Source organism: Frankia sp. CcI49 (genome assembly GCF_001983215.1).
GTDB classification, from domain to species: domain Bacteria; phylum Actinomycetota; class Actinomycetes; order Frankiales; family Frankiaceae; genus Parafrankia; species Parafrankia irregularis.
The window spans coordinates 200,507-216,278 of record NZ_MOWP01000027.1; the positions used below are offsets into that span (position 1 = coordinate 200,507).

The following is a 15,772-nucleotide window of genomic DNA, read 5'->3' on the forward strand; positions in this document are numbered from 1 at the left end:
GGCCCGTGTGTTGTCTTACCACGGACATCTCGCCGGATTCCGCGGTGAGGTCACCTATCGTGACATCCCGATCGGGCAGTGCGCTCATGCCCGGCAGGCGCCGGTCCGCCGGCTGGACGCGTCGGACCGAGGAGGCCCAAGGGTGAACCGCGCGCACTTTCCCGGCGACCGGGATCCGCGCCACGGCGGTTTCGGCAGCGGCAGCGGTTTCGGCAGCGGCAGCGGCAGCGGTCCAGGCGATGGTTCCCACGGCGGCTCCGACGAGGCTGTCGACGGGCCCACGACCGTGCTCGGCGGCTCGGCGACGCCCGGGGCTCCGCCGGACCATGCCCGCCCCGCCCAGCCGCCCGGCCGGGCCGCACGACCCTCAGCCCGCCCAGCCCGGCCCGGGCCGGCTCCAGCTCCGGCTCGGCCAGGGCCGCCACCGGCTCTGGCTCCGGCTCGGCCAGGGCCGCCGTCGGCTCCGGCGCGGCCGGTGCCACCTCCGCCCCGCCCGGCCGCGCCGCCGGCACCGGCACCCGCCGCGGCCGGGTCTGCACGAGTCGGCGAGCCGCCCGTCCGCGGTGACCTCACTCCCCAGCTGCTCGAGACGTCGGTGTGGACGGATCGCATGCTGGCCGAGGCGGGCATCCCCGTCCACGACACGTCACTGGTCACGGTCGGTGGCGGGATCGGCTCGTTCGTACTCGTGGACTATCTGCGTATCGCGGGGGCTCCGACCTCGGCGATCCGGGTGCTCTCCAACATCGACCACCCGTGGCAGACCTACCGTTACCTGACCCGGGTGTCCCAGATCCCCGACCACGAGCGGATTCGTTCGGATTCGGGGTCGACCCCGGACAACATCTGGGCCTTCCCGTCCTACGCCGTGCGCGAGGCGTTCGCTGCCCGCAGCCTGCGGGGCTTTCTCGCGCCGCTGTGGCAGGTGRCCACCGAGCCGGTGTTCTCGGACTACTTCACCCCGAGAATCGGCTCGGTCTTCGAAAGCATGGCGCGGGAGGCGGACCGGATCTCCTACCGGGAGATGCTGGTCTCCGGTCAGGTGCGCATGGTGCGCCGCCGTGCCGATGGCGGCTACCTGACGATCATCACACCGCCCAAGGGCCACGCCTCGACCCGCCGGGTGGCGTTCCGCAGCCAGCACGTCCATCTGGGCGTCGGCTACCCGGGCCTGAAGTTCCTTCCGGACCTGCAGGAGTACCGGTCCCGCTACGGGGACGTCCGGCGGGTCGTCAACGCCTATGAGCCCCACGAGCATGTCTACGACGAGCTCATCCGGCGGCCGGCGACGGTGGTCGTCCGCGGGGCCGGCATCGTCGCCTCGCGCATTCTGGACCGGCTGATCACCGACCGCGACCGACACCAGGCCGGGACGCACATCGTGCACCTGTTCCGGACCTACGTCCGGGGCTCCCACGGCCCGAGCGTGTTCATGCGCCGCCGCGGCGGCGACGGGTGGGCCTACCAGGGCTTCAACTATCCGAAGTCGGTCTGGGGCGGCCAGCTCAAGGCCCGCATGCGAACGCTCGAAGGCGACGAGCGCAAGGCGCTCTACGACACGATCGGCGGGACGAACACCCCCCGGCGGCGCCGGTGGCAGGCACAGCTCGCCCGCGGCCGGCACGAGGGCTGGTACGTCACCAGGGTCGGCGAGGTGGAACGGCTCGCCCCCGGAACGGACGGGACGGTCGTCACCCGCGTCCGCACCGCCGACGGGATGCTGGAGATCCCGGCGGCCTACGTCATCGACGCCACCGGCCTCGTCGCCGACATCCGGGAGCACCGGGTCCTGGCGGACCTGCTCGACCACTCCGGCGCCGGCCACAACCCGCTCGGGCGCCTCGATGTGGAACGGACCTTCGAGGTCCGCGGCACACGCAGCGGCCCGGGGCGGCTCTACGCGTCGGGCGCAGCGACCCTCGGCGGCTACTTCCCGGGCGTGGACACCTTCCTGGGACTGCAGATCGCCGCCCAGGAAATCTGTGACGACCTGGCTTCGCAGGGATTCGTACCCCACCTGGGGGTAGCACGTTCGGTGTCCCAATGGGCGCGCTGGATGCGCAACCAGCCGGTCTGACGTCGTACCCGATCGGAGAAATCGAACCATGGTGCCGACACTGGCCGGACGACTTCAGACCCGGCTGTTCCTGCTCGCCACTGTCGGCGTTGTTCTGACAGTCCTGGTCACTCCTTTGCTGCCCGTCGACGCACCGCTCGGCACCGCCTACCGGGCGAGTTTCGGTGTGCTGTTCGCTGTCGCCCTGCTCGGGCTGGGCTGGGAGCTCGCCTACCACGGCCTGCAGCAGTTCCGGTGGGAGAAGGACTGGCCGACGATGTTCGGCCTGCTCACAGCCCTGAACGAGGGACTGCTGGTCTGGCTGGCGGTGCGGGCGGACGCGGTACCGGGCGCGGCCGGGCTGGCGGGCAGCGCCTTCGTGATCCATTTCGGGGTCGTCTGGGTCGGCGTGTGGCTCTGTGCGAACGGCCCGATGCGCGTCCCGTTCCTGCGGTGGCGCTTCCACGGCGGGCGCCTGCTCTGACCACCGTCCCGTCGACATCCACAAATGTGGCCCTTCAGGTGCTCTGGCGATTACGTCGCGCCCGGCCAGGTCGCGCTACCACGGCGGCCCGCCGGGCCGCACAGACGGCCCGACCGAGCGTGCAGAAGAGACATATCGGGTTCCCGCGGCGGTCAACGCGGCAGGATAAGTACCGTACGACGCGCGCGGGTGCCGCTAGTCTGAAGATCGGTACCGTTTGCACCACGCGGGTAAGCGGCGAAGGGCGAGGCAATGGCGGGACTAGACCGTTTCCGGGTCGTGGTCGGGGCAGGCAACAGTGGGCAGCCGGGCGTGGTCGTAAGGCTGCCCGGTGTGCTTGTCGTGGCCTCCGTGGCCCGGCCCGAGACCATCGAGACGACCAAGCGGCTGCTCGCCCTGTGCGCGGACGCCGCCGGTGAGGCCAGCGCGACGGGTACCGCGCTCGTCCGTCAGGCCGGCGCGCTGCTGTTCAACACCGAAGCCGAGCGGGTGCCCGCCTTCGGCCTGCTCACGACGTCCAACAGCCGCATCCTCGTGCTCATCCACGGAGCCATGGACGTCGTCGCCACCGGCCCCACACCGGTCGCCCTCTCCGGCATGGACTCCGCGATCTGGGTCGACCGCCTGCTGCCAGCCGAGATCTCCCGGGTGGACATCGGCCCCACCGACACGCTGCACGGCGCGCCCCGCTCCGGCTTCACCGGTCTCGACGACCTCGGCTTCCCGCTGGATCTGCGGATCGGCGCGGTGCCCGGCATCGGGGTCAGCCTGATCTCGGCCGACGCCAGCCCGCTGACCGCGTCCTCCGCCGCCGCGGGCGCCGACGGGTTCCTCGCCGGGTTCGACTCACCGCGCGAGCCGATGACGGGGGCCGCCCCCATCCCCACTCCGGGCACTCGGCTGCCCGACCCGCTGTCGACCGCACCGCCCCCGCTGATCCCGCTGCGCAGCCAGGACGACGAGGTCCACCGCAGGCTGGTCGCGGCGGCCGAGCCGACGCAGGCGGCGGACTTCGACGAGCTCGACGAGGATCCCCCGACCGCGCTCGCGGAACACGAACTGCTCGCACGCCGGCAGCGGCACGACGATCTCACCGACGACCTGGACGACGACCAGGACGCCGTCACCCAGCTGCCCGGCGACCAGAGCTTCACGGTGTCGGATCTGATCGAGGACGACGACGCCGCGACGATGCTGCCCGACGCGGCGCAGCCGCAGGTCGAGGGCATCCTGTGCGCCCACGGTCATTTCAACCATCCGCTGGCCCCGTACTGCGCCGAATGCGGTATCTCCCTGGCTCAGCAGACGAACCGGACGGTCCTCGGCCCGCGCCCGCCGGTCGGCGTCCTGGTGTTCGACGACGGGCAGACCGTCAACGTCGACATGGACCTGGTCATCGGGCGCCAGCCCGACCGGGACGAGGCGGTGCGCGCGGGCAACGCCCGGCCGCTGCCCGTGGAGGACGGTGAGAGCGCGGTCTCCCGGGTGCACGCCGTCATAACGCTGAACGGGTGGGACGCCGTGATCACCGACCGTGGATCGGCGAACGGGACCTACATCGCCCCGCCGGAGGCGACGGTGTGGACTCCGCTGAGCCCGCACCAGCCCGCGCCCCTCGTGCCCGGCACCCGGGTGCAGGTCGGCAAGCGGACGTTCGTCTTCAACTCGCACATTCAGATCTGAGGGCCGTCCGGCCCGTGGCAGGCAGGCCGTCGGCCCGCCCGCCACGGGCCGGGTGACCTGCCGCGCTCCTGGCGCTTCGCCCGTCACCCATGCCCGCCCATGGGTCACACTGGATGGCGATGAACCGAGCCGACGAGGACCGAGGCGCGTCCGCCATGCCACCAGCGAGCAAGACCACCGACGGAGCGACCGAGGGTTCCGAGGTCACCGATGCCGAAGGGCCGGCGGCTGACCTGCCGGCCGATCCCGCGGCTGGTTCCACGGCCGACACCGCGGCTGGTTCCACGGGCGGCACCGCTGCTGGTTCCGCGGTCGCCGACTACCGCGCACCCGTCTGGGTCCGGCTTTGGTGGACTCCGCTCGTCCTCTTCGCGGTCGTCGGTCTGCTCGCCGCCGGTGCCGGCATCCGCGCGCTGATCGACCGGCCGCCGGCCGACAGCTCGGTTGACGTCGGCTTCGCCCGGGACATGTCCGAGCACCACTCGCAGGCCGTGCAGATGGCGATGGTCGAGTTCAGCCACGGCGGCGACGCCGCGATCCGCAGCGTGGCGCAGGACATCGCCCTGGGCCAGCAGCGGGAGATCGGCATCATGGCCACCTGGCTGTCAGGCTGGGGCCGTACCGAGACCGCCGCCCGCGAGCCCATGGCCTGGATGGCCGGTGACAGCGGCGACGGCGGCCACAGCGCGCACGAGGGCATGGACATGGGCGCCGGCGCCGAGGCTGACGCCGGTTCCGCGGACATGTCGGTCCGGATGCCGGGGATGGCGAGCGAGGCCGAGCTCGCCCGGCTGGCGGGCGCGAGCGGCCGGGATCTCGACATCCAGTTCCTGACCCTGATGATCCGCCACCACCGCGGTGGCATCGAGATGGCCCAGTACGCCTGGTTGCACGCGGACAGCGACAAGGTGCGCGCACTGGCTCGGGCGATGGTCGGCAACCAGGACAGGGAGATCACCCAGATGCAGGCCGACCTCGAGCGTCTCGGCGCTCCCCGGGCCTGAGTGGCCTGAGCGGCCTGAGCGGAGGGCCCGTCCACCCGTTTTGCGGGCACTTTGTATCGTCATATCTGACCTACCGGAAGAGTTGGGCACCCGCTTCCGATCCGGGCGCGCCGCCGCACGGACCGACGCCCGGCGACCGGTYCCTCCTCCCCAACGGTGTGAGACCTCAGCGTGCCTGACATGTCCCTGGGCCAGCCCTCGCCGGCGACCCGTCTCCCGCTTCTCGCGCGGGCACGGTCGCGGGCAGGGTCACGCCCGCGGGCACGGTTTTCCGGGATCGCCTGGCCCGGGTCGCGCGTGATCCGGATCGAGCTGCTCGCCGGCCTGGTCACGGCGCTGGCGCTCATCCCGGAGACGATCTCGTTCTCCGTCGTCGCCGGGGTGGACCCCAAGGTCGGCCTGTTCGCCTCCTTCACGATCTCGGTGGTCATCGCGGTGACCGGCGGGCGGCCCGCGATGATCTCGGCGGCGGCCGGGTCGATGGCGCTGGTCGCGGCTCCGCTGGTGCGCGACCACGGCCTGGACTACCTGCTGGCGACCACGATCTGTGTCGGTGTGACGATGTTCGTCCTCGGCCGCCTGGGCGTCGCGCGGCTGATGCGCTTCGTGCCCCGCACCGTGATGATCGGTTTCGTCAACGCGCTCGCGATCCTGATCTTCACTGCGCAGATGCCTCATGTGCTCGGCGAGTCCCCCGCGGTGTACGCGCTGGTGGCCGCGGGTCTGGCCATCCTGCTCGTCGTTCCCCGCCTGACCCGGGCCGTCCCGCCGCCGCTGGTGGCGGTGGCGCTGCTGACGCTGACCACGGTCGCCTTCGACCTCTCCGTGCCCACGGTCGGGGACGAGGGCAGCCTGCCCAGCTCGCTGCCCGTGCCAGGGCTCCCGTCGGTGCCGATGACCTGGGAGACGCTGCGGATCATCGGCCCGTATGTCGTCACGCTCACCGCCGTCGGCCTGTTGGAGACCCTGCTCACGGCGCAGATCGTCGACCGGATGACCGACAGCACCCACGACGCGAACCGGGAGTCCTGGGGCCTCGGGATCGCCAACATCGTCAACGGGTTCTTCGGGGGCATGGCCGGCTGCGCCATGATCGGCCAGACGATGGTCAACGTCTCCTCCGGCGGACGGACCAGGCTTTCCACGTTCTCCGCTGGTGCGTTCCTGCTCCTGCTGGTGGTCCCGCTGCGGGCGATCGTCGGTGTGATCCCGATGTCGGCTCTCGTCGCGGTCATGATCCTGGTCTCGGTGATGACCTTCGAATGGCGCAGCGTGGCCCCGGCCACCCTGCGGCGGATGCCACGCTCCGAGACCCTGGTGATGGTGGCGACCGTGGCGGTGGTCGTACCGACCCACAACCTCGCCTACGGCGTGCTGGTCGGGGTGGTGCTGTCGGCGTTGTTGTTCACGCGCCGGGTCGCTCACCTCACCAAGGTCACGAGCGTCCTGGACCCGGAGGGCGGCGAACGGATCTACGCCGTCAGCGGCCCGCTGTTCTTCGCGTCCTCGAACGACCTGGTGACGGCCTTCGACTACGCCCACGACCCGGCGCGGGTCGCCATCGACCTGTCCGAGGTGCAGATCCTGGACTCCGCCGGCGTCGCCGCGCTGGACGACGTCCGGCAGAAGTTCGGCGACCGCGGGATCACGGTCCGGTTCGCGGGTGCGAGCGGAGCGACGGCGACCATGCTCACCCGCTTCTCGGCGACGGAACCCGCCGCGCTCGCCACCGCACCCGGCCGCACCGAGGGCGCTGAGGCCGCCTCCACGGCAGCGGCCGCGCCCGCGCCCGCGCCCGAAATGACATCCGACGCGAACAGGGACGTCCCGGACGGCGGGCCGGATCCGGGCTCCGCGCGCAGGTAGGCCGATCCCGAACCGCCGCGCCCTCGACACGCCCCCGACGCGGCGCCATCAGGTTTTACTCAGGTTGTATGTGCAACATTGCCGCCAGCGACAGTCGGACCTGACAAGGCGGGTGCTCGGTGGCAGAAAGTACGCCCCACAGAAAGCGGCGCTGGCCGCTTCTCATCGTCGGCGCGGTGGTGGCCGTGGCCGTTCTGGTCGTTGGCGGCACCGCGTTCTACATCAACGTCATCAAGGAGGACGCGCCAGAGGAGTTCTCGCTCGATGACCAGTCCGCCGGCACCTCGACCGGCAGCGGCTCGGCGTCCACCGGAGGCGGCACCGCCGTCTCGACCGCACCCGGCGCCGCCGACGGCACCTGGAAGGTGACCGACGGATCCGAGGCCGGCTACCGCGTCGAGGAGGTCCTCTTCGGCCAGAAGACCACGGCTGCGGGCCGCACCTCGGACGTCTCCGGAACGATGACCATCGCCGACGACGAGCTCACCGAGGCGGCGTTCGAGGTCAAGATGGCCACGGTGCGCAGTGACGAGGACCGCCGCGACAACCAGTTCCGCAACCGGATCATGGATGTCGACGCCTACCCGACCTCGGAGTTCACCCTGACCAGCCCGGTCGATCTCGGCTCGCTGCCGGCCGCGGGCGAGAAGCGCACATACAAGGCCACCGGAACCCTGACGCTGCGCGGCAAGCCGCGCGAGGTGACCATGGACCTGCAGGCCCAGCGCTCCGGCGAGCAGATCCAGATCGTCGGCCAGATCCCGGTGACCTTCGCGGACTGGGACATCCCGAACCCGAGCGTTCCGGGCATCTCGACCGAGGACCACGGAATCATGGAGGTCTCGCTGAAGCTCGCGCGCGACGAGGCGACCCAGTAAGTCCTACGCGAGCACGCCTCACCCGATTACCGACCTCACGGCACCTGACAGCACAGCACCTGGCCGCACAGCACCTGGCCGGGCCGCACGGCTCACGCCTCGGCGGTGATCGCCGTCCGCTCGGGCTCGGCGCGGCGCTGCTCGGAGACGGCCAGGGCGGCTGCCGCCTGGCGGTTCGGCAGGAGCACCGCGATCAGGCAGGCGAGAATCAGCAGTCCGGCAGCGATCCAGAATCCAAGCGCATACCCCGAGGTCAGCGCCTCGGCCGGCGTCACACCGGCGGCAAGGCGGCCGTCGGTGTGATGGTCGGCGATGGTCGTCAGCGCCGCCAGGCCGACCGCGGCACCGATCTGCCTGCCGGTGTTGAGCAGCCCCGAGGCCAGGCCGGCGATCTGCGGCGGCACACCGGACGTCGCCGCGGTGGTCACCGCGACCATGTTCACGCCCATGCCGAGGCCGATCAGCACGAGTGGCCCGAAGACCTCCGCCCAGTAGGAGCCGCCGGCGGACAGGTTGCCGAGCCAACCCATGCTCAGCGCACCGATCGCCGAACCCATGATGATCAGTGGCCGTGGGCCGACGCGCCCGATGATCCGTGAGCTGAGCTGCGAACCACAGATGATCATGATCGGCATCGGCAGCATCGCCAGGCCGGCCTCCAGCGGGCCCATGTTCTGGATCCGCTGGAGATACAGGGTGAGGAAGAAGAACAGCCCGAACATGACGGTCCCGATCACCATGATGATCAGGTTCGCGTAGCGCAGGGCCCGCCGGCGGAAGACCCCCAGCGGAACCAGTGGGTTCGCCGTCCGCGCCTCGATGGCCACGAAGACGGCGAGCAGGACAGCGGCGGCGATCAGGCAACCGACGGTGACCGGCGAGCCCCAGCTGCTGGACTCGGTGCGCACGATGCCGTAGACCAACGCCACCAGACCCGCGGTGACGGTGATGGTGCCGGGAATGTCGAGATCCTTCGCTCCGCGGGCCTGGCCGCGGGACTCGGTGAGCGCCACCCGCGCCCCGACGACCAGCGCCACCCCGATCGGGACGTTGACGAAGAAGACCCAGCGCCAGTCCGCGATCTCGGTCAGCACTCCCCCGGCCAACGCACCGAGGGCACCACCACCCGCCGCGGTCGTGCTCCACATGCCAAGGGCGCGGGTCCGCTCCCGCGGATCCGGGAACGAGGTCATCAGCACGCTCAGGGTGGCCGGCGCCAGCACCGCCCCACCCAGCCCCTGCACCGCACGCGCGACGATCAGCGTGACCTCGCTGGTGGCGAGACCACCCGCGAGGCTCGCGAGAGTGAACACCGCGAGCCCGGTGATGAACGTCCTGCGCCGCCCGAACAGGTCCGCGGCACGCCCGYCGAACAGCAGCAGACCCGCGAACGCGAGGGTGTAGGCGTTGACCACCCACTGCATACCGGACGCACTCAGCCCCAGGTCCGTCTGCATCGACGGCAGTGCCACGTTCACGATCGAGACGTCCAGCACGACCATGAACTGGGCCAGGCAGCACACAGCGAGCACAGCCCAGGCCGGCGCCCGGCGACCGCTGCCACCGGTGCGCTCCGCCGCCACCACGCCCGCGCCGGCATCGTCGCCAGCGCCGGCATCGTCGCCAGCGCCGGCATCCTCCACCGCACCGCCGGCATCCTCCACCGCACCGGCATCGCCCACGGCCACACCGGCATCGCCCTGCGCCGCTTCGAGGTCGCCTTCCGCAGCAACTGCAACCGCGATGGCAGCCTCCACGGCTCCGGTGTCCTCGCCAGCGACGGCGCCCTCACCCGCGCTGGCACCGCCAGCCGCTCCCGCGACCTCGGCCGCACCGACACCCTCGGACGCCGCCGTACCCTTGGCCACGCCAACACCCTCGGCCGCGTCCGCCACGGGCTCCGCGTCCGCCACGGGCTCCGCGTCCGCCACGGGCTCCGCGTCCGCCACGAGCTCCGCAGGCTCGCCGCCCGAGGACGAATCCCCGCCTTCGGGCTCGTCACCGATCACGGTGCTCCGAGTCGCCGCCTCGTGGTCCTGCGTCATTGCGCCTCCCGCCCGCCGCTTGTTCCCGTACACCGTACGGTGCACCGGTCGAGCCTACGTCGTACGCTGTACGTCCACAAATGAATTCCGGACAGCGTCGAGGCGGGATGGGGATGAGCACCGCAGAGGTCAGTTCGACCAGGCCCGCCTGCCCACGGCAGGCCTCGCAACGCGGCACCCTCTCCCCGGAGCGGATCGTCGCCGTGGCGCTGGAGATAGCCGACTCCGACGGGCTCGACGCGGTGTCCATGCGGAATGTGGCCGCTGCCCTCGGCGTCGGCACGATGTCGCTCTACACCCACGTCCAGGACAAGGACACGCTGCTGGTGCTGATGCGTGACGCACAGTTCGCCGAGTGCCTCGTCGAGGACACCGGCCCCGACTGGCGCACCGGCTTCACCCGCGTCGCGCGGCAGACCCGCGAATCCCTGCTGCGCCATCCCTGGGCGGTCGCGCTCGGGCTGCGCCCCGCCCTCGGGCCCAACCGGCTCCGCCACATGGAGCAGGTACTGACGATCGCGGCCGAGATCACCGACGATCCCACCGCCCAGCGCACCATCATCCACGCGGTGGACGACCTGGTCATCGGGTGCGCCACGCAGGAGCTGGCGGCCCGGGCCATCGGGGCCGACGTTCCGCGGCCACACTGTGGTCTGCGTCGCCGGATCAACGCCGACCCCACGCTGCGCGCGCTCCTCGCCTCCGGCGAGTTCCCCCACCTCGCCCGGGTGCTGGCCGAGAGCTCCCCCTTCGCGGCGAAGCGGTTCGAGCAGGCGCTGACCTGGCTGCTCGACGGAATCGAACGGACCTACCAGCCCGACGCCTGAACCCGGTACCTGAATCCGGCGGTCTCCCTGACCGGCAGCCCCGCGAGCGGTTGTGTTCGCGGCGACTTAGCCGGGGCGTCATCTTGATCGGCCTAATCTGGTCCTTGTGCCTGCCTGGGCGTTGTTACCGGCACGCTCCGTGTCATCGATGCGGGCCGCGCGCCGGGCGCAGGCGCGCGGCGGCGCCCGCGGGCGACCCGAGCGACTCGTGCGCCCCCGGCTGGCCGGCGTGGCGTTCCTCGGCCTGGTCGGTTCCTGCCTGGTCGTGGCCACCGGCGGGCGCCTGGCCCGGCAGCCGCTGGCCGAACCGCCGACGACCTGGGGCGGGCTGCTCAACCCGGTGAGCACCGACTCGATGTCGGTACTGCCGGCTCTGCTCATCAGCGGGATCGCGCTCACGCTCGCGGCCTGGGTACGGGCGTACGTCCTCGCCGAGTCGCACCGCCTGTCCCCGCGGGCCGGCCTGATGCTCCTCGCCCTCTGGATGGTGCCGGTCACCTTCGGCCCACCCATCCTCAGCCTGGACGTCTACAGCTATGCGGCGCACGGAATGATGCTCGCCACCAGCCTCGATCCCTACAGCACGGCACCGGTCGCGCTGCCGCTCGGCAGTCCTCAGATCACGGCGGTCGACCCGCTGTGGCGATCGTCGCTGGCGCCGTACGGGCCGTTGGCACTGGCCGTGTTCCGGGCGGTGCACACCCTCACCGGAGGAAGTCTGATCGGTGCGGTGGTGGTGCTGCGCCTGCTCACCCTGGCCGGCGTCGCGCTGGTCGCCGCGGGTGTGCTCGCGCTCGCGGCACCCCAGCGGCGAGCGGAGAGCCTGGTGCTGGCGGTCGGGAACCCCATCGTGCTGTTCCAGCTCCTCGGCGCCATCCACCTTGAAGCGATCATGATGGCCCTGGTGGTGATCGGCCTGGTGGCCATCCGGCGCGGCCGGCGCACCCTGGGCCTGGTGCTGCTGGCCGCGGCCGCGGCCGTGAAATGGCCGGCGGCGCTGGCGGCCGCGGCGGTGGTCGCCTGGCAGCTCGCCCCCGAGCCGCGCCTGCGCGGCCACCCACCCGCCACACCCACGGCACTCGCAACACCCGCAGCAGCCGCCACACCTGCGGCAACCGACACACCTGCGGCAGCCGACGCACCTGCGGCAGCCGACGCACTGGCGCCACCGGCGACACCCACAGCCGGCGAGGCGACGGAGGCACCGCCGCTGGCGCGGCGGCTTCGCACCGCGCTGTGCGACGTCGCCGTGGTCCTGCTCGCGACGGCGGGCTTCGCGGCTCTCGTGCCCGACGGTCTCGGCTGGCTTCGATCGGCCGCGACACCTACGACCGTGCCCACCGGGTACTCGCCCACCAGCATCCTCGCCCACATCCTCGGCCGGATCCTGGATGCCGCCGGTGCCCCACGGACACCGGACCACCTGCTGAGCCTCTCCCAGGCTCTCGCTCTCGCCGCCTGCGCCGTGATCATCGTCAGGCTGTTCGTCACCATCTCGTCCCGGCCCGTGGCCGACACCGCGGGCTGGGCGATGCTCACCCTCGCCCTGCTCGGACCGGTGCTTCATCCCTGGTATCTGGTGTGGGGCCTCATTCTGCTGGCCATCGCGCCGACCGGGCGGAACCGTCTGGTCGTGCTGGGCACGACCCTCGCCGGCTCGTTCCTCGCGCTCCAACAATGCTCACTGCTACTGGCCGACCACCCCGAGATGCTGAGATGGGTGCGCTCCAACGGACCCGTCGTGGCGGTCACGGGCTATGTCACGGCAGCGGCGCTCGTCATCGCGTTCAGGCAGCGGGCCGCGGGCACCGCGCGCTGGCTGGCTGCCCCGGGGCGGTCAGTCCCGGGTCACCCCGGCGGGCCAGACGACATGGACCGTCTTGTTTCTGCTCCGCGCGTAGGCGACGACGTCACCCGTGCCCGCGTAGCCTCGCGCGGGCTCACCGTCCCAGACCGCGATGAGCTCGTCCACCTCGTCGACCAGCGCCCTGCTGGCGCTCATCAACGCCTCCAGGTCCACCTCCGGCGCCAGCGGCTTCCCGACCCGGCTGGCCGCGACGCACAGCCGGTCGTACACGGGTCGGTGCTCCGGGGGCAGGAAGTCGCGGTAGTTTCCGGCGGGCACGACCACGACGAGCTGACCGCCGAGGCTGAGCACCAGATCGGCGAACATGCTGTCGGTCCCCTCGGCCAGGCAGCTCACCCCGACGAGGTCCCCGGACGGATAGCGACTGAGCAGCCGACGGGTCCGCGCGACCGTGTACTTCTCGACGGCGGGCGAAAGGGCACGGTGGCCGGTGATTCCCACGACTGCCATCATCGAGAACGGTTCCTTTCGGCGATCAGGCGAACAGACCGCGGGCGGCCGGCAGGCAACGGGCAGATCCCACCAGCCTGATCGACGTGGCGGATGGATTCGCCCTCGTTCGCAGCGTATGTGTGATCTGCCCGTGGTCTGCCCGATTGATCAGGCAGGCAGCCTGAAACGCGCCACAAAGCGCCAGATCTCGTCGTTCGCGTCCAGGTCACCGGTATCGCGCCCGAGGACCGCCGCCGAGAACATCGGGACTCCGCCAGGCCAGACGTGACCGCCGCCCACCACCTCGAAGAGAACCACCGGAGCGGCCGGCGAACAGCCCGTGAAGTCATGCCGGACCACCGTCGTGCCGTCGCCGGGACGCCGGTCGGCGAGCGGGGTGTCGACGGTGGTGTCAGCGCAGCCGTCCACCAGCGCCCAGTACCGGGCTCCGGCCTCGGCCTGGGAATACTTTATGATCTTGTCGTCCCGGCCGTGGATGACCAGCATCGGGGTCCGGGGCGGCTGGCCGGTGGACCCGGCCGGGCAGCCCACCCGGGGCGCCGACCCGGCCACGACGGCGAACGCCGCGAACCGAGTGGGCCGCTGGCAGGCCAGGGCCTGGGCGAACAGCCCGCCGTTACTCATCCCCGAGGCGTACAACCGGGACGGATCGGCGTCGTAGCCGTCGACCACGAGATCGGTCAGCGCACGGATGAAGCCGGGATCATCCGCGGTCGCCGTGTTCTCGCCGCCCGGCACGCCCTGCCAGCCGACCCCCTCGTGCGCGGGGATCACCAGCAGGTACCCCGCCTTGTCCGCGAAGGACGTCAGCCGAGCGGAGTCGTCCGCTGTCCGCGGGGTCTCGAACATGCCGGGAAAATGGAACAGCGCCGGCCGCGGACCGCCGCCAGCCGTGGGCGGAACGTGCACCACGGCCCACCGTTCGATGCCCGCATGCCACAGCCGGACGACATGATCTCCGGGTGCGCCCCGGGTGGGACCGTCGGCCCGGGCCGACGGCGGCGGAAGGCAGCCGGCGACCAGCGCCATCGCGGCCAGCAAGGCCGCGATCAGCACCGGCGTGATCAGCGCAGCCGCGACCGGGGTGGTCGCGGCCCGCGACCAGCGCGCGGCAGTCACCGTGCCGGCCCGTTCGCTGTCCACTGCCCGCTGCCTGCGAGCAGGGCCCGGACGGCGTCGTCGAGCAGCCCGACCTCCTCCACCCACAGGCGGGCGAGGTCGCCGGCCCCAGGAAGGCCGGCGTCCGCCGCGGTGCCCACGCTGACGGCGTCACCGAGGCCGCTGAGGTGGCAGGCGAGCCGCTGCCCCGGGAACAGCGTCGGAATGGGGACCGCCGTCGTGATCGACTGGCCGGCGAGGGCGAGCGGGCCGGGCGCGCCGGCCTGGTTCGAGACCGACAGCAAGGAGGAGCGTCCACTCAGCCCGGCGTCGAAGAGGCGGGGCCGGATCCGGGCCGGCAGGAACTCGAAGAGCAGCCGCTCGCCCACCCCGAGCGTTCCGCCTTGTTTGAGGCGATCCGTCCTGTCTCGGACGGCCAGCAGCCGATCAAGAGGCAGCTCCTCGGCACACGGCAGGACGATCCGCGCGCCCGCCACGAAGTTCGCCAGCATCGCGCGCTCCCCAGGCTGGCGGGTGCTGACCGCCATCGCCACCGGCAGGCCGACGGTGGCCCTGCCGGTACCCGGCCAGCGCCGCAGCGCACCGGCCAGTGCCGCGAGGAACACGTCGTTGACCGTCCCGCCGACGGGGGTCCCGATCGAACGGAGGAGCGACAGGGAGGTCGTCTCCCAGCCGTGGATCGTCCGCCCGAGCCAGGGCGCGGCGAACGAGGCCGGCCCAGCCGTCGGCGCCAGCCACTGCAACGAGCGGGCGACCGCGGCGCCGACCTCCCTCGACCGGGTCCGCCCCGCCTCCCGACGCTGCGGCGGCACGAACGCCATCGGATCGGAGCCGACCCCGAACAGCGCCGACAGAACGAGGTTCTTCGCGGTGCCGTCCTGTTGGATGTGGCTCGCCCGGTAGAGCAGGGCGAACTCGGTGTCGTCGGCGGACCGCAGCAGCCAGAGCTGCCAGGGCGGACCAGCCATCGACACGACCTCGTCACTGCGTCGCGCCACGAAGTCATGCAGCGCGGTTCCGCTGAACCCCGGCCCGGCGCCCAGGCCCCACACGCCGCCTACTGAGGCCGGGGACGCCGGGGAGGCCGCGGAGGCGGGCGGGAGCACCGGGTGTTCCCGGACAAGGTGGTTCAGATCGACATCCGGGTCGGCCCGCCAGCCGTAGCGGGCCCGGCGACCGGGCACGCAGACCAGCCGCTCGGTGAGCAGCGGGAACCGGCGCAGCCGCTCGGCCACCCAGCCCCGCACCACCTCGATATCAGGCGCCGGGCCCTTCCCCAGCAGCAGGCAGTTGACGTTTATCGGCACATCCGCGTGCAGCAGCTGGTATTCGAGCAGTGCGGTGTCGAAAGCATTGAGAAGGCGAATGCGGTCCATCGGCTTCACGCTCGCTCTCCGCGGGCGAACTCGCGATCCGGTGACAGGAGACCATCCGGAAAGGTAACCCGCCCCACCGTGCCGGGCGAGCCGACAACCCCTTCCGGCCCCGCT

Annotated in this window: 11 protein-coding genes; 8 read left to right on the forward strand and 3 right to left on the reverse strand. The window is 71.7% G+C overall.

Annotation, left to right across the window (positions count from 1 at the left end):
- Nucleotides 1-475 precede the first annotated feature (475 nt).
- The 6 genes from CcI49_RS24470 (at nt 476) to CcI49_RS24495 (ending at nt 7,971) form a co-directional block, all read left to right on the forward strand.
- On the forward strand, nt 476-2,077 hold the full coding sequence (locus CcI49_RS24470) for a hypothetical protein (RefSeq protein WP_076829610.1): 1,602 nt from the start codon (nt 476-478) through the stop codon (nt 2,075-2,077).
- A gap of 28 nt (nt 2,078-2,105) precedes the next feature.
- Nucleotides 2,106-2,540 (forward strand): hypothetical protein, encoded by a 435-nt coding sequence (locus tag CcI49_RS42190; protein WP_006541190.1) that lies wholly within the window; start codon nt 2,106-2,108, stop codon nt 2,538-2,540.
- Nucleotides 2,541-2,792: 252 nt separating this feature from the next.
- Nucleotides 2,793-4,223, forward strand: coding sequence for an FHA domain-containing protein (locus CcI49_RS24480; RefSeq protein ID WP_076829614.1), 1,431 nt, complete (start codon nt 2,793-2,795; stop codon nt 4,221-4,223).
- Nucleotides 4,224-4,342: 119 nt separating this feature from the next.
- A complete protein-coding gene (locus CcI49_RS24485) occupies nt 4,343-5,227 on the forward strand; it encodes a DUF305 domain-containing protein (RefSeq protein ID WP_076829617.1) in 885 nt (294 codons plus the stop codon).
- 171 nt (nt 5,228-5,398) lie between these two features.
- The gene (locus CcI49_RS24490) at nt 5,399-7,093 is read left to right on the forward strand and encodes a SulP family inorganic anion transporter (protein ID WP_241840215.1); all 1,695 of its coding nucleotides are present in this window, start codon (nt 5,399-5,401) and stop codon (nt 7,091-7,093) included.
- Nucleotides 7,094-7,212: 119 nt separating this feature from the next.
- Complete coding sequence (locus CcI49_RS24495; RefSeq protein WP_054571379.1) at nt 7,213-7,971, forward strand: YceI family protein; 759 nt, start codon at nt 7,213-7,215, stop codon at nt 7,969-7,971.
- A gap of 92 nt (nt 7,972-8,063) precedes the next feature.
- Here CcI49_RS24495 and CcI49_RS24500 read toward each other — a convergent pair whose 3' ends face one another.
- A complete protein-coding gene (locus CcI49_RS24500) occupies nt 8,064-10,016 on the reverse strand; it encodes an MFS transporter (RefSeq protein WP_241840216.1) in 1,953 nt (650 codons plus the stop codon).
- Between the two features lie 113 nt (nt 10,017-10,129).
- On the opposite strand from CcI49_RS24500, the gene CcI49_RS24505 reads away from it, so the two are divergent.
- Together CcI49_RS24505 and mptB are read left to right on the forward strand one after the other, a co-directional pair.
- On the forward strand, nt 10,130-10,843 hold the full coding sequence (locus CcI49_RS24505; protein WP_076829624.1) for a TetR/AcrR family transcriptional regulator: 714 nt from the start codon (nt 10,130-10,132) through the stop codon (nt 10,841-10,843).
- Between the two features lie 148 nt (nt 10,844-10,991).
- Nucleotides 10,992-13,241, forward strand: coding sequence for a polyprenol phosphomannose-dependent alpha 1,6 mannosyltransferase MptB (gene mptB, locus CcI49_RS42195; RefSeq protein ID WP_158230809.1), 2,250 nt, complete (start codon nt 10,992-10,994; stop codon nt 13,239-13,241).
- Nucleotides 13,242-13,310: 69 nt separating this feature from the next.
- On the opposite strand, the gene CcI49_RS24515 is transcribed toward mptB, so the two are convergent.
- Together CcI49_RS24515 and CcI49_RS24520 are read right to left on the reverse strand one after the other, a co-directional pair.
- Nucleotides 13,311-14,306 carry a prolyl oligopeptidase family serine peptidase gene (locus tag CcI49_RS24515; protein ID WP_076829627.1) on the reverse strand — a complete coding sequence of 332 codons (996 nt, stop codon included), beginning with the start codon at nt 14,304-14,306 and terminating at the stop codon, nt 13,311-13,313.
- Nucleotides 14,279-15,658, reverse strand: a complete 1,380-nt coding sequence (locus CcI49_RS24520) for a WS/DGAT domain-containing protein (protein WP_076829631.1) — start codon at nt 15,656-15,658, stop codon at nt 14,279-14,281. Before CcI49_RS24520 ends, CcI49_RS24515 begins: the two co-directional genes overlap by 28 nt.
- Nucleotides 15,659-15,772 lie beyond the last annotated feature (114 nt).